The sequence below is a fragment of the Streptomyces sp. col6 genome (genome assembly GCF_008042035.1).
Taxonomy (GTDB): domain Bacteria; phylum Actinomycetota; class Actinomycetes; order Streptomycetales; family Streptomycetaceae; genus Streptomyces.
The window spans coordinates 335,179-358,512 of the sequence record NZ_RDBL01000009.1; the positions used below are offsets into that span (position 1 = coordinate 335,179).

28 protein-coding genes and 2 pseudogenes are annotated in these 23,334 nt (G+C 68.4%); 13 read left to right on the forward strand and 17 right to left on the reverse strand.

The window, feature by feature from the left end; all coding sequences use genetic code 11:
- Positions 1-230, forward strand: a 230-nt coding sequence (locus EAO73_RS35945; protein ID WP_191134064.1) for a hypothetical protein, incomplete at its 5' end; no start/stop codon positions are given.
- A 63-nt stretch (positions 231-293) separates the two neighbouring features.
- On the opposite strand, the pseudogene EAO73_RS14605 reads toward EAO73_RS35945, so the two are convergent.
- The 3 genes and pseudogenes from EAO73_RS14605 to EAO73_RS14615 form a co-directional block, all read right to left on the reverse strand.
- Positions 294-869, reverse strand: a pseudogene (locus EAO73_RS14605) (SAM-dependent methyltransferase); the annotation flags it as partial.
- A gap of 690 nt (positions 870-1,559) precedes the next feature.
- On the reverse strand, positions 1,560-1,832 hold the full coding sequence (locus tag EAO73_RS14610; RefSeq protein ID WP_147971946.1) for a DUF3253 domain-containing protein: 273 nt from the start codon (positions 1,830-1,832) through the stop codon (positions 1,560-1,562).
- 594 nt (positions 1,833-2,426) lie between these two features.
- Positions 2,427-2,783 (reverse strand): hypothetical protein, encoded by a 357-nt coding sequence (locus tag EAO73_RS14615; RefSeq protein WP_224756302.1) that lies wholly within the window; start codon positions 2,781-2,783, stop codon positions 2,427-2,429.
- Between the two features lie 279 nt (positions 2,784-3,062).
- On the opposite strand from EAO73_RS14615, the gene EAO73_RS14620 reads away from it, so the two are divergent.
- The 3 genes from EAO73_RS14620 to EAO73_RS37320 are packed head-to-tail and all read left to right on the forward strand — an operon-like array spanning position 3,063 to position 5,803.
- On the forward strand, positions 3,063-4,214 hold the full coding sequence (locus EAO73_RS14620; protein ID WP_147971947.1) for a sensor histidine kinase: 1,152 nt from the start codon (positions 3,063-3,065) through the stop codon (positions 4,212-4,214).
- Positions 4,211-4,867 (forward strand): response regulator, encoded by a 657-nt coding sequence (locus EAO73_RS14625; protein ID WP_147971948.1) that lies wholly within the window; start codon positions 4,211-4,213, stop codon positions 4,865-4,867. Before EAO73_RS14620 ends, EAO73_RS14625 begins: the two co-directional genes overlap by 4 nt.
- Positions 4,868-4,873: 6 nt before the next feature.
- The gene (locus EAO73_RS37320; protein ID WP_191134065.1) at positions 4,874-5,803 is read left to right on the forward strand and encodes a transposase; all 930 of its coding nucleotides are present in this window, start codon (positions 4,874-4,876) and stop codon (positions 5,801-5,803) included.
- Here the strand turns inward: EAO73_RS37320 and EAO73_RS14635 are convergent.
- Positions 5,746-6,084 carry an STAS domain-containing protein gene (locus EAO73_RS14635; protein WP_147971949.1) on the reverse strand — a complete coding sequence of 113 codons (339 nt, stop codon included), beginning with the start codon at positions 6,082-6,084 and terminating at the stop codon, positions 5,746-5,748. The two genes, EAO73_RS37320 and EAO73_RS14635, sit on opposite strands and share 58 nt — an antisense overlap.
- 299 nt (positions 6,085-6,383) lie before the next feature.
- Between EAO73_RS14635 and EAO73_RS35950 the strand changes: the two genes are divergently transcribed.
- Positions 6,384-6,917 carry a hypothetical protein gene (locus tag EAO73_RS35950; RefSeq protein ID WP_191134066.1) on the forward strand — a complete coding sequence of 178 codons (534 nt, stop codon included), beginning with the start codon at positions 6,384-6,386 and terminating at the stop codon, positions 6,915-6,917.
- Here the strand turns inward: EAO73_RS35950 and EAO73_RS14645 are convergent.
- From EAO73_RS14645 to EAO73_RS14660, 4 genes are read right to left on the reverse strand one after another with little or no spacing between them, the layout of a single operon-like run.
- Positions 6,860-7,330, reverse strand: a complete 471-nt coding sequence (locus EAO73_RS14645; RefSeq protein WP_147971950.1) for a GNAT family N-acetyltransferase — start codon at positions 7,328-7,330, stop codon at positions 6,860-6,862. The two genes, EAO73_RS35950 and EAO73_RS14645, sit on opposite strands and share 58 nt — an antisense overlap.
- 29 nt (positions 7,331-7,359) lie before the next feature.
- Entirely contained in the window at positions 7,360-7,779 is a 420-nt protein-coding gene (locus EAO73_RS14650; RefSeq protein ID WP_147971951.1) for an arsenate reductase ArsC, read from the reverse strand.
- A complete protein-coding gene (gene arsB / locus EAO73_RS14655) occupies positions 7,772-8,863 on the reverse strand; it encodes an ACR3 family arsenite efflux transporter (protein ID WP_147971952.1) in 1,092 nt (363 codons plus the stop codon). The genes EAO73_RS14650 and arsB overlap by 8 nt, the downstream gene beginning before the upstream one ends.
- A complete protein-coding gene (locus EAO73_RS14660; protein WP_147971953.1) occupies positions 8,860-9,258 on the reverse strand; it encodes an ArsR/SmtB family transcription factor in 399 nt (132 codons plus the stop codon). Before EAO73_RS14660 ends, arsB begins: the two co-directional genes overlap by 4 nt.
- A gap of 77 nt (positions 9,259-9,335) precedes the next feature.
- Here EAO73_RS14660 and EAO73_RS14665 point away from each other — a divergent pair, with 77 nt between their 5' ends.
- Positions 9,336-9,809: an ArsI/CadI family heavy metal resistance metalloenzyme gene (locus EAO73_RS14665; RefSeq protein ID WP_147971954.1), complete on the forward strand. Its 474-nt coding sequence runs from the start codon at positions 9,336-9,338 to the stop codon at positions 9,807-9,809.
- Between the two features lie 582 nt (positions 9,810-10,391).
- Here the strand turns inward: EAO73_RS14665 and EAO73_RS14670 are convergent.
- Together EAO73_RS14670 and EAO73_RS14675 are read right to left on the reverse strand one after the other, a co-directional pair.
- Positions 10,392-10,733: a PRC-barrel domain-containing protein gene (locus EAO73_RS14670; protein ID WP_224756303.1), complete on the reverse strand. Its 342-nt coding sequence runs from the start codon at positions 10,731-10,733 to the stop codon at positions 10,392-10,394.
- A gap of 378 nt (positions 10,734-11,111) precedes the next feature.
- Complete coding sequence (locus EAO73_RS14675) at positions 11,112-11,279, reverse strand: hydrophobic protein (RefSeq protein WP_147971956.1); 168 nt, start codon at positions 11,277-11,279, stop codon at positions 11,112-11,114.
- Positions 11,280-11,484: 205 nt separating this feature from the next.
- Between EAO73_RS14675 and EAO73_RS14680 the strand changes: the two genes are divergently transcribed.
- Positions 11,485-11,880 (forward strand): hypothetical protein, encoded by a 396-nt coding sequence (locus EAO73_RS14680; protein WP_147971957.1) that lies wholly within the window; start codon positions 11,485-11,487, stop codon positions 11,878-11,880.
- Positions 11,881-11,998: 118 nt separating this feature from the next.
- Here EAO73_RS14680 and EAO73_RS14685 read toward each other — a convergent pair whose 3' ends face one another.
- A complete protein-coding gene (locus EAO73_RS14685; RefSeq protein ID WP_147971958.1) occupies positions 11,999-14,284 on the reverse strand; it encodes a SpoIIE family protein phosphatase in 2,286 nt (761 codons plus the stop codon).
- Positions 14,285-14,533: 249 nt separating this feature from the next.
- On the opposite strand from EAO73_RS14685, the gene EAO73_RS35955 reads away from it, so the two are divergent.
- Positions 14,534-14,803, forward strand: a complete 270-nt coding sequence (locus EAO73_RS35955; protein ID WP_191134067.1) for a hypothetical protein — start codon at positions 14,534-14,536, stop codon at positions 14,801-14,803.
- 493 nt (positions 14,804-15,296) lie between these two features.
- Positions 15,297-15,827, forward strand: coding sequence for an EF-hand domain-containing protein (locus tag EAO73_RS14695; protein WP_147971959.1), 531 nt, complete (start codon positions 15,297-15,299; stop codon positions 15,825-15,827).
- Positions 15,828-16,005: 178 nt separating this feature from the next.
- Here the strand turns inward: EAO73_RS14695 and EAO73_RS14700 are convergent, their stop codons facing one another.
- Positions 16,006-16,926 carry a Ku protein gene (locus EAO73_RS14700; protein WP_147971960.1) on the reverse strand — a complete coding sequence of 307 codons (921 nt, stop codon included), beginning with the start codon at positions 16,924-16,926 and terminating at the stop codon, positions 16,006-16,008.
- Between the two features lie 289 nt (positions 16,927-17,215).
- On the opposite strand from EAO73_RS14700, the gene EAO73_RS14705 reads away from it, so the two are divergent.
- The 3 genes from EAO73_RS14705 (at position 17,216) to EAO73_RS14715 (ending at position 19,012) form a co-directional block, all read left to right on the forward strand.
- Entirely contained in the window at positions 17,216-17,560 is a 345-nt protein-coding gene (locus tag EAO73_RS14705) for a hypothetical protein (protein WP_147971961.1), read from the forward strand.
- 103 nt (positions 17,561-17,663) lie between these two features.
- Complete coding sequence (locus EAO73_RS14710) at positions 17,664-18,389, forward strand: IclR family transcriptional regulator (RefSeq protein WP_147971962.1); 726 nt, start codon at positions 17,664-17,666, stop codon at positions 18,387-18,389.
- Positions 18,390-18,544: 155 nt separating this feature from the next.
- Positions 18,545-19,012, forward strand: a complete 468-nt coding sequence (locus EAO73_RS14715) for a hypothetical protein (protein WP_147971963.1) — start codon at positions 18,545-18,547, stop codon at positions 19,010-19,012.
- 295 nt (positions 19,013-19,307) lie between these two features.
- Here the strand turns inward: EAO73_RS14715 and EAO73_RS35960 are convergent, their stop codons facing one another.
- The 5 genes and pseudogenes from EAO73_RS35960 to EAO73_RS14740 form a co-directional block, all read right to left on the reverse strand.
- Positions 19,308-19,694: a hypothetical protein gene (locus tag EAO73_RS35960; RefSeq protein ID WP_224756304.1), complete on the reverse strand. Its 387-nt coding sequence runs from the start codon at positions 19,692-19,694 to the stop codon at positions 19,308-19,310.
- Positions 19,695-20,265: 571 nt separating this feature from the next.
- A complete protein-coding gene (locus EAO73_RS35965; RefSeq protein WP_191134080.1) occupies positions 20,266-20,439 on the reverse strand; it encodes a hypothetical protein in 174 nt (57 codons plus the stop codon).
- A gap of 262 nt (positions 20,440-20,701) precedes the next feature.
- Positions 20,702-20,949, reverse strand: a pseudogene (locus EAO73_RS37325) (transposase); the annotation flags it as partial.
- Positions 20,950-21,138: 189 nt separating this feature from the next.
- Positions 21,139-21,771: a hypothetical protein gene (locus EAO73_RS14730; protein ID WP_191134068.1), complete on the reverse strand. Its 633-nt coding sequence runs from the start codon at positions 21,769-21,771 to the stop codon at positions 21,139-21,141.
- A 380-nt stretch (positions 21,772-22,151) separates the two neighbouring features.
- Positions 22,152-22,697, reverse strand: a complete 546-nt coding sequence (locus tag EAO73_RS14740) for a hypothetical protein (protein WP_147971966.1) — start codon at positions 22,695-22,697, stop codon at positions 22,152-22,154.
- A 150-nt stretch (positions 22,698-22,847) separates the two neighbouring features.
- On the opposite strand from EAO73_RS14740, the gene EAO73_RS14745 reads away from it, so the two are divergent.
- A complete protein-coding gene (locus EAO73_RS14745; RefSeq protein ID WP_147971967.1) occupies positions 22,848-23,270 on the forward strand; it encodes a hypothetical protein in 423 nt (140 codons plus the stop codon).
- Positions 23,271-23,334 lie beyond the last annotated feature (64 nt).

The following is a 23,334-nucleotide window of genomic DNA, read 5'->3' on the forward strand; positions in this document are numbered from 1 at the left end:
GCCTGCGGGAGGAGGCGGTCCGCGAACTCAGGGACGCCCCGGAGCGGTTCGACGAGGTCTACGACCGGGCATGGCGGGAGCTGCCCGGACAACCGCTGTTGCACCTCGCGACCTTCAACATGGAGTCGCTCCAGTACGACTGGATGGACGGCGACATCAGCTGGTTGATCAGCCGCGACGACCTTCACGCCAGACGGTTCGACAAGGTCGAGCACTACTGGTTGGGCTGACCCCTGCGGTTCGGCCGGTCCCGGGGGCCTCACGAGCACCGCGTGATCACGACATCACACAGCCCCTAGCCAACTGCCCGCCGTCGACAGCGCGCCCATCCGAGCCATCAGCAGCTCCACCGCGTCCTGGGGCAGATAGATCAGCAGTCCTTCGGCGATCCACACGGTCCGCGCCGCCGGGTCGTGCCCTGCGGCGGCCAGCGCGGCCGCCCAGTCCTCACGCAGATCCACCGCGACGGTGATCCGCTCGCACCGTGCGACCGCCCGCTCCTGGCGCAGCACCGATGCCTTGAAGTCCAGTGGCGCGGCGGTGTCGACCTCGAACAGGCGGGTGCCCTCGGGCCAACTCATCCGAAAGGCCCGGCTGTCCATGCCTGCGCCGAGCAGGACGACCTGCCGGACCCCGGACGCGGAAGCCTGCTGCAACAGCTCGTCGAGGAACTTCGTCCTGATGACGATGGAGAACGACACCGCGAGCCGACGGCGGCGCGCGGCCTCGTCACCAGCCAGGGGCGGCGGGGAGGGCCACAGGCCGCCGGCGGTGGCGAAAGCCCGTGCCAGCGGGTCGCGGAACAGCGGGTTCTCCCGCCCGGACTCCAGCGCCCGTACCCTGGCCACCCCCACTGCCGTTGCCCACACCCCCGACGGCTGCACCCGCTCCTGCTCATCAGTCACCACACCAGCCTAGAAGAAGACAGTTGCGCCTCCCGTGCAGGTATGACATTTGCCAGCAGCTCCGTGAGCACGTCCGGCGTTGCCGCAGGCCCCGGCCTCCTGTCTCCGACCCACGGTGCAAAGTGGTCCGCTACAGCCCGAAGTTCCGCGTCGCCCGGGTGACCCGTGGTCCGGGAAACACCGGGCCGTCCCCATCAGTCAGGCATGCCCAATCTCAGCCACAAGGTCCTGGTGGCGGCGTAACGCTTTCCGTGGGCCGTGGCCGCGTCGGTGCGTGCCGGGGCGCTCCAGTGGCCGGACGCATCGGACTTCCCGGACGCTGCACTGAGCGCGGTGGGCAACGAGAAACGCACGGAGTGCATCGAGCGCCTGGAGGCGTGTACCGAGGAGCACCACGCCGGGCCGGAGGAGCTGCTGCGCGTACCGGCCGGGCGGCATGGCCCTCCTCGGCCGGTTACGCCACCCCGGTCCAGCTCCTGAGCGACCGGCGCGGCTCCCCGGGCTGGAAGTGCAGGGCCCGAAGGGGGCGGTCTCTGCAGGGCGTACACCTGATACGGCACGGTGGTTCCGCCCGCGGCGAAGGCCAATGGCACCCGGCGGCTACAACGCCCACGAGAAGGCCGGAGAGATGGCCCAGGAGGAGGACGAGATAGGTCAGCGGGCGCGCCGGATGCGGATCGGACCATGGGCTTCTGCCGGTTTGACGGGGTGGCCGCCCTGAGTGATCTCCACCTGGCCTGCTTCGGCCAGCCGCTGAGCCGCGCGGCGGGCTGGTTCCATCAGGGAACGCCAGCCGTCATCGTCACCCTGGTGCACTTTGCGTGCGGCTTCGGAAGGGCAGATGCTGGCAGTCGGGCTGCGGTGCTCGAGGAGGGCCAGGATGGCCTGCTCCAAGCGCCTGTCGGTCTGCTGCTCGCTTTTAGTCACGTCGTCAGCATGGCATCGGCGGTCGGCGTACGGACCCGGGCCGATACCGGCCCCGGAGCGGTCTGATCGGACGGGTTCTGACTCAGGGCGCTGGTCACACGGTCCGGTGAGGGCGTGGTGGGAGACAAAGGCGCGTGGCGGTCGAAGGAGAGGCCCTGACCCTTCGCCACCGACCATGCCCCCGAGATTCGCCGAGCGATTGCTGAGAACCCCGCCGTCCCGCTCGACCTGCTCACCGCCCTCGTTGCCAACGAACGGATGCCCGGCGAACCCGTACCTCGCGTCGAGTCCGCCGCCGAGCTCGAACTCCACACACTGGCCTCGAGTCGAGGGGCGCAGGCGAGGCGCTCGCTGTGCTGGGCACGCCCTTATCGTGGCCGCAGCACATGGGCGGTCTGTTGGAAACGTCGAGAGCACAAAAGGCCCTCCGCCGCCGCGTCTGCGGCAGCGGAAGGCAGATCGTCAACGCGGCTTCTCGATTCCGATCTGCACTCCGGGCGGTCCGCAGGTCGGAGGGCGGACCTGATCCGAGTGCGCCCGGTCACGTGGGCGTCGCTGGGGGCGGGCCACCACGGCCCACCCCCAGCGAGGCACTCAGCACTGGTAGAAGGTGATCTGTCCGTCGCCGTTCTCGTCCACCGAGTTTCCCAGGAGATTGGCGTCCGACGTCCAGCCCTCCAGCTGGGTTTCCGCATACCGGACGTGCCACCACACGTTGCCGTACGAGTTGACTGTCCAGCAGTGGAGGTAGACCGTGCCGCCAGCAGGCACCCACCCCCAGGTACCGCACCCGGACTGGTACGGGCCGTCGGTGAGGTAAACCCCCCGCTTCAGCGTCGCACGCCCCTCGCCGTTGGCGGTGGGGGTCCAGCACTCCACCTGCGCGGTGGCGTGCGCGGCCGGCGCGATCGCGACGCCGGCACCGAACAGCATGACGGCCGCCAGAAGCACGTTCGCAAGGGACCGAATCGGGCCACGATTCAAAACAGCTCTCGACACAGCACAGCTCCTTCTCTCCGGGCAGGACAGGGGTCCTGAAGACCGCGAAAGCGGTCGATGGACGCCCCTACTCAGTGATCCCAGAACGTATGGTCTGCGGTGAACTGCCGCATCCCACACAGGGTTCAGATCCTGCCCAGACCGCTGCGGTAGCTGACCGGCCTACGTAAACTTCCGTGGTACCGCGGAAGGTTGACGCACATCAGGCATGGCAGGCCTTACGCTGCGGCGATGCGGATCCGCCCCATCACTGTCGACACGCTGATCGTGACGGCGTTGACTGCCGTGGCCCTGCTGCTGGGGCCGGAAGCTTCGCGCCAGGGACAGGATCCGCTTGACGGCACCGCCTACGCGTTGGTTGTCCTGGTCCATCTGCCGCTCATCTTCCGTAACCGGGCGCCCGTCGTGGTCTGCTGCGTCGTACACGCCACCTGGCTGGTGTACATCACCGCCGGTCATTGGCCCGTGGTGTGCAGCTTCGGCCCCATGCTCGCCGTCTACACCGCCGCCTCGCTGCAAGCGCCGCGCGTCTCCATCCCCTGCGCCGCACTGTTGGGCGGAGTATGGATCTACGCGGGTGCGGTGAGCCACCCCGCTTCCTGGGCATCCATTGCTGGACAGGCCGTGGTCTACCCGGCGATCCTGTGGCGGTTCGGCGTTCTCGCCCGTCGCTCGACCGAGTTGGCACGACAACTCCACCGGGAGCAGGCCGATCGGGCCCAGCGTGAGGTGGCCGAAGAGCGGGGCCGGATCGCCCGCGAGCTGCACGACGTGGTCGCACACCACATGTCCGTGATCTCCGTGCAGACCGGTCTCGCTCGCTTCGTCTTCGACACCGACCCCCGGACCACGCGCACCGCGCTCGACACGATAGAAGTCACCGGCAAGGAGGCCCTGCAGGAACTGCGCCGCATGCTCATGCTGCTGCGCTCCTCGGACAACGGCGCCCCCACCGGCCCGATGCCGAGCCTGGCGCGCCTCGGCGAGATGACCGAACGCGTCCGGGCCGGCGGGACCCAGGTGGCCCTGACGGTCGAGGGCGTGGAGCGCCCTCTGGCCCCCGGCCTGGAGCTTTGCGCCTACCGAGTGGCGCAGGAAGCGCTCACCAACGTCCTCAAGCACGCACCTGGAGCAAGTGCCCAGGTGCGGCTGACGTATGAGCCGCACCAGGTGACGGTTTCGGTCACGGACGACGGTGAGGGGGTGATTTCAGACAGAGTCCATGCCTCCGGCGGACACGGCTTGCTTGGCATGCGGGAGCGGGCCAAGCTCTACGGCGGGCAGATCAGCATCGGCCCGCAGGGCCGAGGCGGCTTCGCTGTGCGGTTGATCCTGCCGACGCCCGCGAGGGCCGCACAGCAGGGGGACGACGCCACCACATGACCACAGTGCTCGTCGTTGACGACCAGTTCCTCATCCGGGCCGGCCTGGTCGGGCTTTTGCGTGCCGCGCCCGGCATCGAAGTGGTCGGGGAGGCCAGCGACGGTGCGGAGGGCGTGTTCCTGGCCGCCCGAACCGCCCCCGAGGTGATCCTCATGGATGTCCGCATGCCCAACATGAACGGCATCGAGGCCACCGAACGCATACTCGCCGGGGCCGGCGACCCCCCGCCCCGGATCCTGATGCTGACCACATTCGACCTCGATGAGTACGTGCACGGGGCGCTGCGCGCCGGAGCCTGTGGGTTCCTCCTCAAGGACTCCGGACCGGAACGGCTACTCGCCGCCGTGGCAGCGATCGCCGGCGGCGACGCACTGTTCGCGCCAAGTGTCACCCGCCGTCTGGTGGAGGCGTACGCCCGACAGACCGCTTGCGAACAGCCTCCCGATCTGGCCGCGCTGACGTCCCGCGAAGTGGAGGTCCTGAAACTGGTCGCACGCGGCCTGTCGAACCCGGAGATCGCCGAGCGTCTGTACATCAGCGAGGCTACGGTGAAGACCCACCTCAACCGCACGATGACCAAACTTGACCTGGGCAGCAGGGCACAGGCCGTGGTGGTGGCGTACGAATCGGGCCTGGTGATCCCGGGCGGCTGAAGCATCGTGTGCGCATGCACGAGCTCGTCGGCAGCGGCCGGGTGGGTAGCAGACATTTCCCGGCGAGGCCGGTGCGCGGCGTTCACGTCCTGGCCGGTCTGCGACCGCTCCTGCCGCCGGCATCGGAAAGGAGCAGCTGAACTCCAGGGGATCGACGCGATCGCCTTCACGTTCCGGACCGGCATCCAGTGCGTCCGCCTGCCGGAGGAGTACGGCGACTGGCGAAGCATCTGTCGTCGGCTACGGATGTGGGGCCTTGACGGTACCTGGGAGCGGGTGTTCACCGAGCTGATGGCAAAGGCCGGTGCCGAGGAGGACCTGACCTGGGTCATGTCGGTGGACTCACAATCGACATGCGGCCGGGGCCCGCGAAAGGGGGCCCCGGCCGACGAACCGGCAGACCACGCCATCGGCCGCTCCGGCGGCGGACTGACTACCAGGAGTCATCTCGCAGCCGACGACCGCCGCCGGCCCCTTGTCTTCGTTCTGACCGCCGGCAAGGCGGGTGTGGCGCACCCGCCTTCGCGGACGTCATGGCCCGTCTGCGCGTACCCGACCGCGCGGACGACCGCGCACCCGACCGGACGTAGTCCTCGCCGACAAGGCCCATTCCTCATGCGCCGTCCGCGAGCGCCTACGCAGAAGCGACATCCGAGCGGTGATCCCCGTCCCTGCGGACCAGCAGGGCCGTCGGCTCCAGCGAGGCCGCCGGGGACCGAGCCGGGACCGTCGAGCCGGCGGGGGCCGAAGCCGTCGAGGGCCCGGCCGTCCTGTACACCCACGCCTACGTCTCCGGACCGGTCGGCCATGGGCTCCCTCAAGGGAGGTACGGCCCTGGCACCGCAGGCAAACCGCCTGCGGTGCCAGGGCCGCTCTGATCATGAGGCGGCTGCCTGCGGTCGCCCGTTCGGAAGCAGGGAAGAGAGCTCGAGGTAGGGAAAGAGTTCCTCGGCTGTGCGGAACAGTTCCTGCGGCTGCGGTCCCAGGCCGGTGACCCTGGTGCGTCGCTGCGGGGTGCCTGCTGGCGACGGGTCGGTGAGGAGGTGAAGGCCGGCGGAGTCGAGGAAGGGGGTGTCGTTGAGGTCCCAGACGAGCTCGGTCACGTCCCGGGGCAGTGCGTCGATCACGGCACGGAGCTTGGGCATGGCGGTGTGGTCGATGTCGCCGTGCGGGATGATCCGGGCGGTTGTCGCATCGATCATCGTGGTGACGTCCATGGCGGGCACGCCCCCTTCCGGGGGTTGTGAGCCCAAAGGCGCAGCCCCTCGTGGGGAGGGGTGACGACGATGGCGGGAACTGGGAGCCCGTGGAGGGGGCAACACCCGGAACCCGAAAGTCCGGTGCCCCAAGAGGGCGCCGGACGGTCTCGCGTCCCCTCACCGTGACACATCCCCACCCCACCTGGCCACCCCCACCCACGCGGATCGGCTCAGTGGAACCCCGGGAGCCATCGACGGCCGCCCGGGAAAAGTCCGAGGAACTCCCGCACGAGTCGCGGACCCGGGCTATGTCACCCATGACCACCTCGCACGAGGCGCTGTCCCGCATGACAACGGTGTCGAGCCCCGCCGAGGAAGACCTCGCCAGCCACGAACCCGACGTCTCCCCGCACATCCTCCTGGACCACTGCGGACGCGACCCCGGACGGTGGGAGGCACTCGCCGCCGCCATGACGTTCATCTACACCGACGAGCGGTTTACCTCTGGCCAACTCCTGGACTCCCTGAACCCCGTCCCGGCCCCGGCCCCGGCCCCGGCCCGACGCAACCGGCCCTGGGACGCTGACCGCACCACCGCTCAGGAGGCAGGGCGCTTCTTCGCCGTCGCCCTGAGCGCTGCGGTGTTCTTCCAGGCCGACGGCTTCTTCGCGAGGCTCTTATTGCAGGGGCGGCGTGACGGCCGGGCCCGCATTCGGCAAACGCTTCCAGGTGTCTCATCTCTTTGGGGCGGCCTGCGCCTGACCGGGCGGATGACAGTCGGCTCGGGCTTCAGTCACAGTTCGGTGCTGCGGTGCTCGATGAGGATGACATCGCGCCATCGGCCGCGGTGACGGCCAATACGTTCGCGGGTGCCGACGACGCGGAATCCGGCTCGGAGGTGAAGCGCGAGACTGGCAGTGTTCTCCGGGAAGATGCCGGACTGCACCGTCCAGATCCCGGCGGCCTCGGTGGAAGCGAGCAACACGCGCAGAAGCGCCGCGCCGATGCCTTGGCCGCGGGCATCGGGGTGGACGTACACCGAGTGCTCGACGACGCCGGCATACGCGCAACGGTCCGACACAGTCACGGCCGCGACCCACCCAAGCACCCTGCCCCTGCCGTCGACGGCGGCCGAGCGGTGCGCGGGCAGCTTGGCGGCGTCGAACTGCTCCCACGTCGGTGCCGCGGTCTCGAACGTCGCGTTCCCCTCGTCGATGCCGAGCTGGTGGATCGCGAGGACCTGCTCGGCGTGCTCGGCCCTCATGGGCACGATGCGAACGGCCTCGTCCCCGCTCACGGCTGGCTCGCGGGGGCGATCTCGCCGATCAGTATCCGGACGCGCTGCTCGATCTCGTCACGGATGGGGCGCACGGCCTCGAGGCCCTGCCCGGCCGGGTCGGTCAACTGCCAGTCGAGGTAACGCCTTCCGGGGAAGACGAGGCACGTGTCGCCGCAGCCCATCGTGACCACTACGTCGGATGCCTGTACGGCGTCGGTGGTGAGCAGCCGGGGCACCTCGGCCGAGACGTCGATGCCTACCTCGGCCATCGCGGCGACGACGGAGGGGTTCACGGTGTGGGCGGGAGCAGAGCCTGCGGAGCGGACCTGCACGCGGTCGCCCGCCAGGTGAGTGAGGAAAGCGGCGGCCATCTGGGAGCGGCCGGCGTTGTGGACGCAGACGAACAGCACGGACGGCAGGGCCGTGTCAGACATGGGCTGGGTCTTCCTCGGTGAAGTGCGCGGGAGTGTTGAAGAAGCGGCGGGTATACAGGGCGACGTAGACGAGACCGATCAGTACTGGCACCTCGATGAGCGGTCCGACCACCCCCGCGAGGGCCTGTCCGGATGTGGCGCCGAACGTCGCGATGGCGACCGCGATGGCCAACTCGAAGTTGTTGCCCGCGGCGGTGAACGCGAGCGTCGTCGCCCGCGGGTAGCCGAGGCCCACTGCGCGGCCGACGGCCATGGAGCCGGCCCACATGAGCGCGAAGTACACGAGCAGCGGCAGCGCGATACGGACGACGTCGAGCGGCTGTGAAGTGATTGCGTCGCCCTGCAGCGCGAAGAGCACCACGATCGTGAACAGCAGTCCGTACAGGGCGAACGGGCCGATCCGTGGGATCAGCTTCGCCTCGTACCACGTGCGGCCCTTGGCCCCCTCGCAGATCCGGCGAGTGAGGTAGCCGGCGACGAGCGGGATGCCGAGGAACGTCAGCACGCTGCGGGCGATCTCCCACACGGACACGTCCAGGCCTGCCTGCTCCAGGCCGAGCCGGCCGGGCAGTAGCGACAGGTAGAACCAGCCGAGGGCCGAGAACGCGATCACCTGGAAACCCGAGTTCAGGGCGACCAGGACTGTGGCGGCTTCGCGGTCGCCACAGGCCAAGTCGTTCCAGATGACCACCATGGCAATGCAGCGCGCCAGACCCACGATGATCAGGCCCGTGCGGTACTCGGGCAGGTCGGGCAGGAACAGCCACGCCAGCGCGAACATGAGCGCCGGGCCGACAATCCAGTTCAGCAGCAGCGAGGGCAGGAGTAGGCGGCGGTCGCGGGTGACGGCATCGAGCCGGTCGTAACGCACCTTGGCAAGGACCGGGTACATCATCACGAGCAGGCCGAGCGCGATCGGCAGCGATACGCCGGTCACGGTGACCTTGGCGAGTGCGTCCCCCAGGCCGGGGACGATGCGGCCGAGGCCGAGGCCGACCGCCATCGCGGCGAGAATCCACACGGCGAGATATCGGTCGAGGAACGACAAGCTGCCGGCGACTTCCTGCTCGGACGTGGCGCTCACGCGGTCACTTCGGCGGGGACGGGCACGGGCTCGCCCGCGGGGCGGGTCAGGATTCCGGCGAGGCGGTCCGTCATCTCGGGCAGCAGCCAGTAATAGACCCACGTACCGCGCCGCTCGCAGTCGATCAGGCCGGCCTGCCGGAGCAGCTTGAGGTGATGCGAGATCGTCGGCTGAGACAGGTCAAAGGCGGGGGTCAGGTCGCAGACGCAGACCTCGCCGCCGGCGCGCGAGGCGATGATCGAGAGCAGGCGCAGACGTACCGGGTCGCCCAGCGCCTTGAACACCTTGGCCAGATCTTCGGCCTGCCCCTCGTCGAGAGGGGCGGTCAGCAGTCCGGGGCAGCAGGCGCCGGTTTCCTCAGCCCGACCGAGCACCATACGCTCTTGTTTCGACATACTTCTATATTGACAGTCATCTATAAAAGATGCAACCTTGAATCGACGGACATCGATACAACGATCGGAACACCGCCATGTCTCGTGCACAGCTCGCCCTGCGCGTCAGCGACCTTGAAGCGTCGGTCACCTTCTACTCGAAGCTGTTCGGCGCTGAACCGGCCAAGCGACGCGAGGGGTACGCCAATTTCGCCATCTCCGAGCCGCCGCTCAAGCTCGTGCTGATCGAGGGCGAGCCTGGACAGGAAACCCGCCTGGACCACCTCGGCATAGAGGTGGAAGCCACCGAGCAGGTGACCGCCGCGACCACGCGACTCAAGGACGCCGGCCTCGCCACCTTCGAGGAGAACGACACCTCGTGCTGCTACGCCCTCCAGGACAAGGTCTGGGTGCACGGCCCCGGCAAGGAGCCGTGGGAGGTCTACGTCGTCAAGGCCGACGCCGACACCCTCGGTAAGAGCGCGGAGCCCAGCCCGGGCGGTGACGCCTGCTGCACCGGCCAGGTCACCGAGGCGGCGCCGGGAACGGCCGGCTGCGAGTGCGGCAGCTGACTCGCCGCGCCGCACAACGAATGCGCGGCGTCCCATGAACGACGCGAAGTATGGAGAACGGCCTTTACCGGGCTTGCTGTTCGGGGAACAGCTCGTGGTGCAGTCGCATCACGGCACGATGCTGCAGTCCCACTTCTCACGCTCGTTGCCACGGCCGACCAGCTGCCCCCCGGCGTGATTCTCGACGGCGGGCCCGCTTCTGCCGTGACGCGCTATCAGAACCTGGCAACGCCTCTCAGGCATGGGGGTGGCGGTCGTCGTGCGGAGCGCATGGAGGGCGTGCAGTCGAGACGGACACGCAAGGCCGTCTCCGCGATGCGCCGCGACCTCGGCCGCTTCCGCCAAAAGGCCTGCGGGTGCGCCGTCGCACTCGACGAGCATGCGCGGACCCGCCATCCCGACGTCACCGTGGCTTTTGCCTGCCGTCGCGACGGGCGCGTTCAGGGCGGCCATCGGGTCCATAGCCGGGCTCCCCCGCCCCGTCGCCCGCGGCCGGCCCCAGCCGCGCCGGTCGCGGAGTGGCACAAGGCGGTGGGGGCGCCCAATGCTGGGCGCCCCCACCGCCGGGAGATTGCTCCGTCGTTACGGACGTCGGTGGCTGTGGTAGTAGCCGCCGATCTGCTCGTGGTAGGCGGCGTCGCCGACGTGCTTGCCCTTGTCGAACTCCGGGGAGCCCTTGATCTGGTCCTTGGTGAGGTCGACGAAGATCTTCCGCTCTGTGGCGTCAATGCTGCGTACGGTGCCGGCGGGCAGCAGCATGTGCTTGCCGAAGTTCCAGACACCCGTGTCGACGACCAGGTAGGAGGAGTCGACGTCGTCCGAGTGCTTGTCGACCTTGCCGATGCTGCCGTCGGTGGCTTCGACCTTGTATCCGATCAGGACGTTTCCGGTGGTGTGTCCGGCGGTCGGCTGGTAGTCCGACATGTTGTCACTCGTAAACGACTCCCTCATTCGACAGCTGTCGCTCCCCCGGCTTCAACGGCGAACGGGGGCGACATCTCCGGAAAACCGAGAAGATCTCTCAGGGCCTCCTGGGCCCGGGATCATGATCCTCATTCATATCCATCTCCTGCGATCACAGAATGCAGGAGGGACCGGGGATCCCATCACTGGAGGTCATGGTTCCTGATGGAATCCCCGGCCGAACTCTCCGGGTGCCCGGCAACGTGTCGCCCATGCCGGACATCTCGTCAGACTCATCCGTCCCTCGGGGCCGGGTATACGTCTGACGTGCGGGTGGGCCACAACGCTTTCGTCGTTGTGGCCCACCCGCACGTCGAGGGTCTGCTCATTCGGTGGTTGTCACCAGCGGTACCAGCGACCACGCTTGCCATTTGCTGTCGGCCGCACCACGAACCCCAGCAGCCAGACCACCAGCACGATAATGGCGATCCACCACAGCGCCTTCAGCGCGAAACCCGCGCCGAAGAGGATCAGGGCGAGCAGAAGAACGAGAAGAATGGGAACCATGATTATCAACCTCCGAGACAACCAGTGCCCCCAAAGCCTTCCCGCACTCCCCCGGCCTTACATAAATCTTACTGGAAGTCGCTCCGGCGTGCCGCCGTCGAGAAACGGTCAGCACCGGCGCCCGAGTACGCCGGTCGCTCTGTCCTTGCGAGACTCCCCGCCAGGTGTCCATGCCGAAGGTGCCCTTGATGTCGGAGGCGATCGTGTGCGCGTTGACGTTGGCTACGAGCCGGAAGACGGTGGCCTTGCTCGGCCCTCTGACGGACAGGCGTACGGGGTTCTCGCCGGGGTGAGCCTGCATGATCCGTTTCAGTTCGGTGATCAGTTGTTGTTGGATGCGGTGGTACGGCAGCCACAGGAGGACGGGCGCTGCTCCGGGACTTTCGGCCGAAGCGACGTCGAGGACCTGGGCCCCCTGACCGAAGGTGCTGATCGCGCCGTCGCGGTCGGCGAGCTTGATCAGAGCCCAGGCATTCCCCTGTTTGGTGATCTTGTTCTGGACGCCGGTGATGAGTCCGGACAGACGGACGACACCTTCGGCGCGGCCGCACAACAGGTTGCCGTGGGCGTCCGCGTCGCTCTTGTGGGCGTAGCTCCGTAACTGTCGGCTGCATCCGGCATGCATATGCGGCGGGCGCGGCCCTGACATTGACCTGCGGTGCCGCGCACCACGATGTTGATGGGGGACATATCTTTCAGCAGTCGTCGAGCCGCCGAATTCACGGTGGTGGGACGGAGGCATGGCGTGGGCTGAGAGTGATGAGTGCGATGTCGTCGGTGAGGCGGTGGGTCCATTGGGTCGCATCGGATACGAGATGGCGGACCAAGCGTGCGGGGTCGGCCGGAGCATGGCGGAGGCGCTCGTCGAGGGGGTAGAAGGCGCCGGAGGCGTCTCGGGCTTCGCTCAGACCGTCGGTGTACAGCAGAAGGACAGTTCCAGGAGCTAGAGGGACGGTCGAGGGCGCGGGATCGTGCGCCGGATCGAGCACCCCGAAACCGAGCGGCAGGAGAGCCGGCAGGGCAAGAGTTTCAGCCCGCCCCGGACCCAGCAGTAACGGAGGAAGGTGCCCGCAGTTGAGGATGCGAACTTCGCCGCTGCCGTCCTCGTGCTCGATGAGGATCGCTGTAGCGAACAGTTCGGTGTCCTCATGGGCTGAGGCAGTTCGGGCCAGGTGCTGGTCGAGGTGAGTGGCAAGATCGGCAAGGCCTTGCGTGTCGTGTGTTCTGCTGCGGAAGCATCCCAGGACGTCATTGACGATCTGCAGGGCCTCCAGCCCTTTACCGCGGACGTCACCGAGCAGGATGCGGCTCCTTCCCGCGGTGTGCGAGACGTCGTAGAAGTCACCGCCGATGCCGCTCTCAGTTGCGGCCGGCCGGTACAGCCCCTCCAGGTCGAGAGTTCCGAGGTGCCGAGGGATGGGGCGAAGTACGGCTCGCTGGAGAGCGGTGGCACCCGCTTGAGTACGGGCGAGCCGCGCGCTCTGGCGACCGCTGATCCATACGGCGATCCCGACGATGACTCCAGTCAGGACGAATACGACCATCGCAAGTGGGCGCTGCGCGTACCGGATCGAACTCAAGGTTGTCACCAGGACGTATTGCACCGCGGCAGCGCCGGCGACGGCGAGAGACACGGCTGACCGGCTCAGAACGACGGCGGCCAGAGCCAGACCGGTGACGGTGATCCACAAGAGTTGGCTGATCGTGTCGGTACGCGCTTCCTGCGCCAGCACAGTCTCGTAGGGGGTGGCGCTGACAGCCGCTCCGCCCAGGATCACGGCAGCCGGGTACACCGAGGCTGCGACCCCGCGTTGAGACACGGGCAGATCGCTCAGATACTCGGTGACCCAGGCGATCTGCGCCAGGATGATGCCGAAACCGATCGCCACCGAAAGGCCGGTGGCCATAGCAGTAGCCGCAACAGGCCGCTGCTGCGAAAGCGTCGAAAGCAGGGCCACGCTGACGGCTGCGAGGGTCAGCCCCAGCGCTGACGCCGCCCGAGGAGACACCCGCTGACGCAGGCAGGTGAAGCCGGCAACCGCACTTCCCACACCGAATCCGGTCCAGGCGACCAGGCTCGCGGCCTGGCCGGCGCCTACGCCGCTGAGTGACACGAGGAGAATGGTGGCCAGCGCCGACTGCCCGAAACCCCAAATGCCTCCGGCTACAACAGTTGCCGCCCTGTGCCGGCCTCCCCTGCCGAGACGTTCTCTGTTGCGCCGGCGTCTCATGAGCTGCCCCGGCCGCTCTCCGCCCGCGACCGCGTGCAACGCGATCAACGACAGGGCCAGCAAGGTCATGACCTCGGCGTCGAGCCAGTTGCGGAGCGGTGCCGCCTGCAGCCCTGCCCCCAGCACCACGACCAGCGCGGCACGCGAAGCGAAGCCCTCCACGGAAGCCTGGCGTACTGCCGGAGGGCCCTTCAGCACTCGCAGTCTGCGTGCGCCGGGATACAGGATCAGACACATCAGCGCGGGCACCGCCTCCACAGCGCGCCAGCCTCCCAGACGACCGGCTGCCAGCGCCAGCATGACCCCGGCGATCAGAGCCAGGGCGAAGGCGGCAAAAGCTGCCGCGACCGCATGCCTGATCCGGCCGGTGAGATGTGCCGTGGGCACCGCGGCGACACAGCCGAGAACCACGCCCATAATGGCGGCGCTCTCTACCGCCAGCCCTGCCCAGTACATCCACGCACAGGGGGCCGCCAACAGGACGGCACCGCCCGCCCCGCCGACGGGAAGGCACCACAGAACCACTCTGCGGGTCCCCCACATGTCAACGGCCCGCCCCGCCAGCAGCACGCCGGCCAGTGACGCGGCAACCACGAGGACCTGCGTCGCCGCCCGGGCCGTGAACCCCATATCCAGCGACGAGCCCGCGCGTACCAGCGTGGCACTGTGCAGAGTCGGAGCAAGCAGGCCCAGCGCCGCCCCCGCCACGAGCAGCGCCCGTCCAAAGAACCCGAACTCTCCCGTGCTATGCCGCTCACGCAGGGAAGGAACCACAGTCACCCCCTTGATCGACTTGGAGAAATTACGTCATGAAGCTGACATAAGGTATCTTCCGCCCGGCTTCCTTGACGGCATGTCAGCCCCATGGCACGACTCGGCCCTGCCAATTACCTGAATTCGAGCCTCCGGCAGGACATCCAGGGCGAGGGCCGGGCCGATCTCGACGCGCACGGAAGGAGCAGCTGATGTCCTGTCCTCCAAAAGCCATCGCTGCACGACGGTGGGAATGTTCCGGACGCTGACGTGACCGAGGCGAACGGAGCGGAAGCGGAACGTCGTTCCTTCCTGGCGTACGTACGGGACGTGGCTCGTCTTCCGGGATTCGAAGGCATCGCGTCGGGGTTCGGCGCAGCGCACGTCGCGCATGCGGTGCGCAGGCCGCTGCTCGAACGTGCGTATCTGCCCGAGGAGCTGTTCGCCCCGTTGACGGCTGCAGCCGTACGCGACCCTGATCCGAGCTTCTGCCGCTGGTTCGCCGAGCCTGCGGTCTGGCGTTCGGACGCCGCCGGGTGACGGCCGCGTGGGTCGACTGTCTCCGCCATGGCATGGATGAAGAGCGGGCCGGTGCGGTGCAGGCCTGTTGCTGCCTCTGTACGCGGATGGGTCTCCAGCGCATGGGCCCGGCGGCGTTCGTGATTTCGCTCCGGACGAGTCCTCAGACATCGGGGAGGCTTGGCTGACGGCGGGGCGGCGCCTTACCGCCATAAGCATCACTGAACGTGACGGATGGCCTTGCGCAGCGTTCGGCCGCGCCAGCCGCGCCGAGGTGCTCACACACCGGAGAGGATGGCGCCGGGATCCAAAAGCGCGCCCACGCACCCCTTCCCAAGGGCGGCCGGCCTTCGCGACAACCCGCACGTCGAGCGATGCAGAGCGGTAGGTCTGACGCCCGCAAAGCCGGTGCGGGCCACTCCTTCGCATGAACGCCTTCCATTACACCCAGGGCGGGAGATACCCCTCCTAGAGTGCACAGTGCAACATTTGAACCGGAAGAAGTGAGATGTCCATGCGGGAAGAAGCGATCGCACGGGTCCAACTGGTGTTCACGTTGTTCGATGCCGATGGGAACGGAGTGATCGAGGCAGACGACTTCGAGCTCATGGCGCAAAGGGTCGTAGCGGCAGTCCCGGACGCAGGCGCAGACAGGCACGAAACAATGGTGAATGCCTTCCGGGCCTACTGGCAGACCCTGGCCGAAGAACTCGACACCAACCGCGACGGCCGCGTCGACTACGCGGAGTTCCAGGACATCGTCCTCACGCCGGAGCGGTTCTCCGAAGCGGTTACCGGATTCGCCGACGCCCTCACTGCGATCGCGGACCCGGACGGGGACGGAATGGTCGAACGACCCACGTTCGTAGCTGTCATGAGGGCCATCGGCTTCGCTCCGCACAATATCCACGCCCTCTTCGACGCCCTGGAACCAGCCGGCGCGAAGCAGGCTTCGGTCCCGGCTTGGACCGAGGCCATCAAGGACTACTACAGGCCGGACGCGACAGGCATCGCGGACCACCTGGTCACAGCACCCGCCGGCTGACCCACCCACGCCGGCGCGCCCGCTGCCTCCCCCGGAGAAGACCTACGGGTCACCACTGCACAGATGCTTGAATGGATGGTAAGGAGCTCAGGAAAGCACTGCCCTGCCGTCGGCCCCGCTCTGCACGGACGGCGGCAGGGCTTTCCGGAGCCCGGCTCCGCCGCCCGCCGGTGACCGTTCAGGACGCAGAGCGCTTCTTCGCGGGTTTCGACGCCCTGGACTTCTTCGTCGCGGTCTTCTTGGCCGCCGGCTTCTTCGCGGTGCTCTTCTTGCGGGGCCGGATGTCATGGACGGTGGCGTCCTCGCCGCTCTCGCCGCGCTTCTCCTTCGCCGCGGTGACGGAGGCGTTCAGGGCGGCCATCAGGTCCATGACCTGACCGCCCTCCCCCGCACCGCCCCTCTCGGCCGGCTCGGGCCGCTCCTTGCCCTCGGACTTCGCCTCGATCAGCTCTTCCAGGGCGTCGCGGTAGTGGTCCCGGAACTGGGTGATGTCGTCGGTGGTCATGGACTCGGCAAGCTGGACGGCCTGCTCGATCTCCGACTCCTCCAGCTCCACCGGCCGCGGCGCCAGGGACTCGGGGCTGCGGACCTCGTCGGGCCAGTGCATCGCGTGCAGCACGATCGCACCCTCGCGCACCTGCAAGAGCCCCAGCCGCTCACGGCCGTGCCACGCCCATTTCGCGATGGCGACCTTGTCGGAGCGTTCCAGGGCCTTGCGCAGAAGGGTGTAGGGCTTGGCGGCGACCTGGCCGTCGGCCCCGAGGTAATAGCTCTCGCCGATCCGGACCGGGTCGATGCTGCCGGCGTCGACGAACGCGACGATCTCAATCGCCTTCGCCGTCGGCAGCGGCATCTCCTGCAGCTCCCGGTCGGTCACCGGGACGACCTCGCCCTTGGAGACCTCGTAGCCCTTGCCGATCTCCTCCTGCGACAGCTCCTTCTCATCGAGCTCGCAGACCTTCCGCGTACGGACGCGGCCCATGTCCTCCAGATGCACCCGCCGGAAGTGGATCGAGTGGTCCTCCGTCGCACTGATGATCTTGGTGGGGATCGTGACGAGCCCGAAGCTGATCGCCCCTGACCACAGCGGCCGCGGCATACGCACACACCTCCAGACCCCCCTGAGGACAGAGACGGAGGCAAGCCGCGCCGGGCGGCTCATCGCCGCGGCCCGGCCGCCGCCCCATCTCGATCCTCGCGCCTCGCACGGACCACCGCACCCCGAGTCCGAGCATCCCCATGAGCGCGCAGGCTCACCGCCAGAGCTTCCGCAGGCGCCGCCTCAGGCAGTGCCCTTCCGCTCCTCCTCCAGCTTTTTGAGGGCATCGTCCAAGGTGTGGCGCCGTGCCCCGCGCCACACATGCCACGCCCGCCTCGTACACCTCGCGATGTTCCGCGACTACGCGCCGCAGAGGCATCGGCCGGCTCAGGGTCTCCCGGCCGTTGGTCAGCGTCACACGCAGCTGGAACGCCGTCACGGCGGTGCACCAATCCTGCGGATTCGGTTCTCGACTGATCAGGTCCGCCAGAATCCGCCTGGCCCCGCCATGAGCGGGTACGCCTATGTGATCTTCTCCCTCAAGGAAGGTGACATCGAAGAACTGCGCGACCACCGGGTCGTCCGCAGTCCGTCCAGTGACGCCGAGCAACTGCCCGTCCAGCGGCTAGCCATCTCTTCATCCAACGCCCACAAGGCCCCCCACACACAAGCAGCTGCCGCCGGTGTGCTGTGAGTCACGTTCGCGCGCGGCGGGGTACACCCCTGGTACGCAAGTTGGGCATTCTCTCTGGCGGCCGTGCAACGGGGTACGGCGCGCCGACCGACTGGGGGGACCAATGTCGCGATACACGGGCGGGGAGCAGGAGCGAAGAACGGGCCGCGGGCGAGGGGTGATCGAGGGGGCGTTCGCGCTCCTGGATGCGTTGCGCAGGTGCGGCGGGGAGGCAGGGCTCACCGAGATCGCTGCGGCCTGCTCCCTGCCCAAGGGGAGCGCTCACCGGCTGCTGGAGCAGTTGCTGCTGGTGGGCGCCGTGGAGCGGCGAGGCAGCCGCTACCGCGTCGGATCGCAGCTCTACCGTCTCGGACAGGTCTGGGAGCCGCACCCGGGCTTACGGGTGGCGGCTCGTCATCCGCTGCACCGGCTGCGGGCGGTCACCGGGGCGAGTGCCCTGCTGACCGTCCTGCACGAGGGCCGGGCCCTGACTGTGGCGTCCGTGCCGGGCGAGGCGGAGCCTCTGGTGCCGGTACAGAACGGGATGAGCTTCCTGTTGGACACGGCGGCCGGCCAGGTACTGAGCGGTGGGGGCAGGGCCGGTTCCGGGGGTCGACCGGCGGGGACGGTGATGGAGTGCGAGGAGGTGATGAACGGGGTGTGCTGCGCGGCGCTTCCGGTGCGCGGGCGCGACGGGCGGGCCGTCGCCGCGATCGCCGTCATGACGTTGTCCGCGCAAGGACTGCAGCGGGCGGCCCACGAAGCGGCGCTGGCGGCCACGGCCGTCACAGCGGCCCTCGCCCGTACAGACGTGCCCCTGCCCTGTCTGCCCCCGGTAATGCACTACTGACTCACCGTCAGGTATGGGCTCGTGAGGTGACTGCTTGTCCTCCGCGCCCCGGTTCCGCTCAGTGGAACGCGCGTAGAACGACGGGCCGCGGCTCAGGCAGTCTGTTCATCGAGCCGGTCGGGGGACCGGCGAAGACCTGAAACCAGGGGGACAACATGAGCATCCGACGACTGACCACCTTCGCCCTCGCAGGCGCACTGGGCCTCGGTTCGCTGGTGGGCGCCGCCGGCGCCGCGCAGGCCGATCCGGTCGACTACGTGCAGATCCGTCTCGTCGACCTGTACTGCGGCGACGAGAGCGAAGGCGACCACGACGAGGCCTACCTCAACATCGCAGCGAACGGCGGCAAGGCCGTGAAGCTCTGGCCCGCCAAGGCGTCGTACCAGACCATGGGAACCGGCTACCGCCGCGCCCTGGACGAGAGCAACGGCAACGCGCTGCTGGTCCTGGGCAAGACCGAGTCACGCACGCTTTCGCTGTGGGACTACGACAGCACCAGCAGCGACGACCGGCTCGGCTCGGTGACCGTCACCGGCAACGAGGCAGGCGCGGAGACGCAGTACCGAGTCCTGGAAGGCTCCGGTGGCGTCTACACCATCGCCTACCAGGTCATCGACATCTGATCCGCCCCTTCCGGCCGGACCCAACCGGTCCGGCCGGACCGCGGCAGAGCACAAAACGCGAGAGCGACCGGCACAGAACCACACGCCGTCGACTGCGCGTCGGGCCACAGCAAACCTCCGCCCGCGCCCGGCACCGCCACCCGTCGGGAGACCATCTACCGCAGCCGGCCGGCCCCGGTGCCCCCGGAGGGACGAGTGACCGCGCCGCACGACAGTTCACCAGCATGAGCGCTCGAGGCAATGCCAGGACCTGGGTCTGCCCATCCCGCAGTCCAGACGCGGAGGTGGTTGTGGTTCAGAGGTCGATGACGGCCCAGAGGCGACGCCCGTCCGGGCCTGTGTCCATGCCGCACTCCGTAACCGGACGGTGCGCCGTGATCCGGTGCAGCACATCCGAGCCGGCCTCGTCGTCCAGGTCAGCGAGCCCAGAGTGGTGGGACAGAGCAAGGATGCAGGCCTGCCCGTCCTGGTCGGACAGATGGACGGACACCCGATTCCCCTGGTCCGCGACCGTTGTCTCGACGAGGAGCACCGTGACCGCCTCGACCGCGTCCAACACGGTCTGACCGGGCCAAAGATCCCACGCCCCGAGCTGGGCAAGGACCGCGTTCTTGGCTTTGCCGGCCGCCCACCGGTTCGCCGCATACACCCAGTTCCCGCCACGCCGGTTCCGCATCACCACGCCGCACCGTGCCGACCTGGCAAGCCCGCCTGGGCCACCGTCCGCAGTCTCGGGGCGGGGCGGAGAGACCGGCCTCTTCGGCGGCGGAGGCGTCTTCGGTGGGTACGACGGCGGGGTCGGCTGCTCGATCGGCGCTGCTGGCATGGGACCTCCCGGCATGGACAGGCGCAGAGAAATACGCCCTGTGATCAGAGTAGGGCGGACAGCCATGCGGCCGGGGGGATTGCCCGGAAGACCCCCCATCGCCGGGGAGCCGAGCGACGGCCCGTTCGGCAGCCTCGCTCACGTGATGCCAGAGGCGCCAGCGGTCCGCGACCTGGACCGCCTGTGGAGTACCGACGGTCCCGCCTTCGGCGAAGGACGGCGCCCGGCCACGACAGATTCACCTCAACGCCCGGCCGGCGCGGCGAGCCCGGCCGCAGGGCTGGAGGCCTCCCGGTCGGGCAGCACGTCGAACAGCGCATGGTCGGCGAACAGGACAGCGTGGGGACGGGTTGACGGGGCATTGCGACGGTGGGCGGCGCAGCGCGAGAGCAGCCGACGAGGCCCCGGCAGGTGCCATGGCCGGGTGCTACGGCCCGCGCCGGTCCACGGGGTGACCCAGGACTTCCGACATGGCGCGGGTCGAGCGCAGGAGCTCGGCCGAGAGGCGTGTCAGATCGTGCTCCGTGATGCCCCGCGCGGGCATCACCAGCGTGACGACGAGCGGGAAGGACTCGCCCGCCGTGAAGACGGGGGCCGCCACCGAAGTGATGCCGGGGATGCCCCCCCGACGGTGGAGGCCACGCCGTCCCGTAGTGCCTCGGCCTTGATCCGGTCGACGCGGTCCAGGGTGGCCGTGTCCAGGGTCTCCAGTTCCATCCCCTTTTGAGGAGCCGCGACCGCCGGCGCTTTCCGCGCGCCGGCGGCGTGCTGGTGGGCCCGCGCAGCTGTCGAGTCCACCGAGACGTCCCAGTCGATCCGGCCCACGGCGTCCTCGGCCGCCTGGATCCGCGACAGCAGCATCGTCCATGTTCCATCCGCTGACCAGCGGCGATGACGTTTGTAAACGGTCTCCCACGACCCGAACCGCTCCGGCAGGTCCCTCCACTGCACGCCCGTCCGGACCCGTTAGAGCACCCCATTGACCACCCGACGGTGGTCACTCCACCGGCCCCGCGCGCCCCACCAGGAGGCAAGAACGACTCCAGCGGTCCCACTCCGCATTCGTCAGATCACCACGACCCTTACAAACAGCCCGACCCCAACACCCCACGTTCGTCAGGAGATCCGAGAAACAGTGCCCAGGAAGCTGACGCCGGTTCCCGCGAGCCCGGCAAGGGCAGACGATGGACACTGCACTGACTGAAGTAGGTCAACACCCCGTCTAGCGGCCAAAGACGACGGGTGCCAGAGAGAATCAGTTCATGGCGGTCGAGACCGGCTCCGTGGCAGCCCGTCATAGTCAGCCATCCCGGTTCATCGCCCTGCGTGCGCCGGCGCGGACGAGCCGCGGGAGATTCGAGGCCAGGGCCAGGCCGCCGAAAAAGATATAGGCGAGCACGGGGTGACCGTGGGGCGTGATGCCACCCATACCCACGCCACCGACGAAATAGATCGCGCCCTCAACGGAGTTCACCGCGAGCGATACGAGACTCAACCCTGTCGTGGTAGGGCTCTTCATCCCTCGATACAGGGCAGGAAGGGAGTAGCAGGCCGAGGCGATGACGAGAGCGGACCCGAGCGCAGGCTCCATGTACCCGGCGCCGAGGCCAACGATCGTGACCAGGCCGATGGCCGCGAAGCTGAAGAGAGTCGCCGCCACGATGGTCTTGTTCATCGCATGTTCGGCTTTGGCCACTTCGCGCCAGAGCAAACCGTGGAACACCAGCCACACCATGCCAGCCACGGCAGCAGCCACCGACTGCGCGAGAACGGCTACGGCTATCCACCCCGGACCCGTGCCGGCCAGCACACCCATACTCACCGGGCTGATGCCGTGCCCGGACCTCGTCCGCTTCACGCGCAGCCACGCCGGCACCGACCGCGCGACCTCGATCGCCACGAGCGCGGTGCCCGATACCAGCGCGCCATTCACATGCATCGAAGACCGATCGCGGCGAGCCTGCCAGCGCCAAAACTGATGCTCTTGATCACAGTCCTCTGTCCCTTGTCTCCGCGGTCACCTTGCATGATGCACAGAGGGAACGGTAGCGGCCGCAGCGCTTGGGACAGCGGCTAGGCACCGTCGTCAAATGTCACGCCCACATCGGGAAGGATGCGGGGGTGACGGCGGCTTCGTAGGACTCGGCTCCTGCGGGCTGCCGAAGCGGCCGGGGTGAACGATCCGGCACCCGACGACTACGGCGTTCCCACCTCGGCGGTCGATCCTCTGCCCCTGTGACCACTCGGCATCGTGGCGGGAACGGGATGGCCGTGCGCCCGGGAAGCGGCACCGGTGCGTGTCCGGGTTCGAGGTCAGGAACGCCGGCCGCTGCGCCGGGGGCGTCGCAGCGGAGCCGCATCCACGGTCCCCAGTGCGGCAGGCGAGGAGAAACCGCCCGCAACGACCGGGCGCACAGGGGCTGCTAGCTGCGCAGTGGTGCGGTCGGGGTTGCGGCGCGGGCGCTCGGCGCGGGCCAGGACCGTGACGTTCGGGATCAGTGGCGCGCAGGCTTCGCAGACTTCTTCGACGCTCCAGACACGGCGCATGACCGGGTCGTGGCGCAGGATCAGCAACACGGCACCCGTGCACGGGGTCTTGGAGTCGGGGTGGGCTTCGCAACTCTGCACGCCGCAGCGGCATCGGGCGTTGGGACGGAGGGTTGCCGCTTTCGCGTGGGCGGCGGCGTGCCGGGCGGCGAACGCCCGTAGCGCGGGAAGGTCTTCGGAGCGGGGCGGCATCCGGCAGGCTGTCGTGCTGCAGGTGACGGACGCGGATGTTCGGCCGTGGCCGATGATCCGGACGGTCCAGGCCCGGCCGGGAACCCGCTCGGTGGATGTTTCGGTGTGCACGGTCGTCACGGCCGCATGCTCCAGAGTGCTCAGCAGATCGAATTGAGATGGCTCCACTATGTGCTACCCCCTATGGCAGGGGGCAACAGCTTCGGCCGGGCAGTTCTCTCCGCCTGGCCCCCGGGCCCGACTGCAGGGCGCCGCGCTTCCTGGTCGCGCGTGCCGGTCCCGTACGACGGGATCAACGGCGAACTCATCGACCTGGAGGCCCGCGGCGCCCACAACATCTGGGCAGCAGGCCGCAAGCTGAACGACGACGCGGACACCGGACACGCGCTGCTGGCGCACTGGAACGGCCACACCTGGCAGCAGGTCCCCGCGCCCGCAGGCACCGGCCGGGTGAACGACCTGACACTCGCACCCCAGGGAATCGCGATCACAGGTGAACAGACGGACGGCACGCCGTATGTCATGCGCCTTCGGGACGGCCGGTGGTCGAAGCTGTCCGTACCCTCGAACAGCGCGGACACAGGCAGCCACCTGACCGGAGCGGCCTGGACCCCTCATGGTGTTACCGCCGTCGGATACGAAGAGGGGGCCACAGGCCTGCCCAGCCCTCCGCTGCTGACCGGCGGCAACTGACACCAGGGTCGACGATCCGGTAACGAGCGGTCGAACTGTGCATGCTGGTACTGGAGTTGACCAC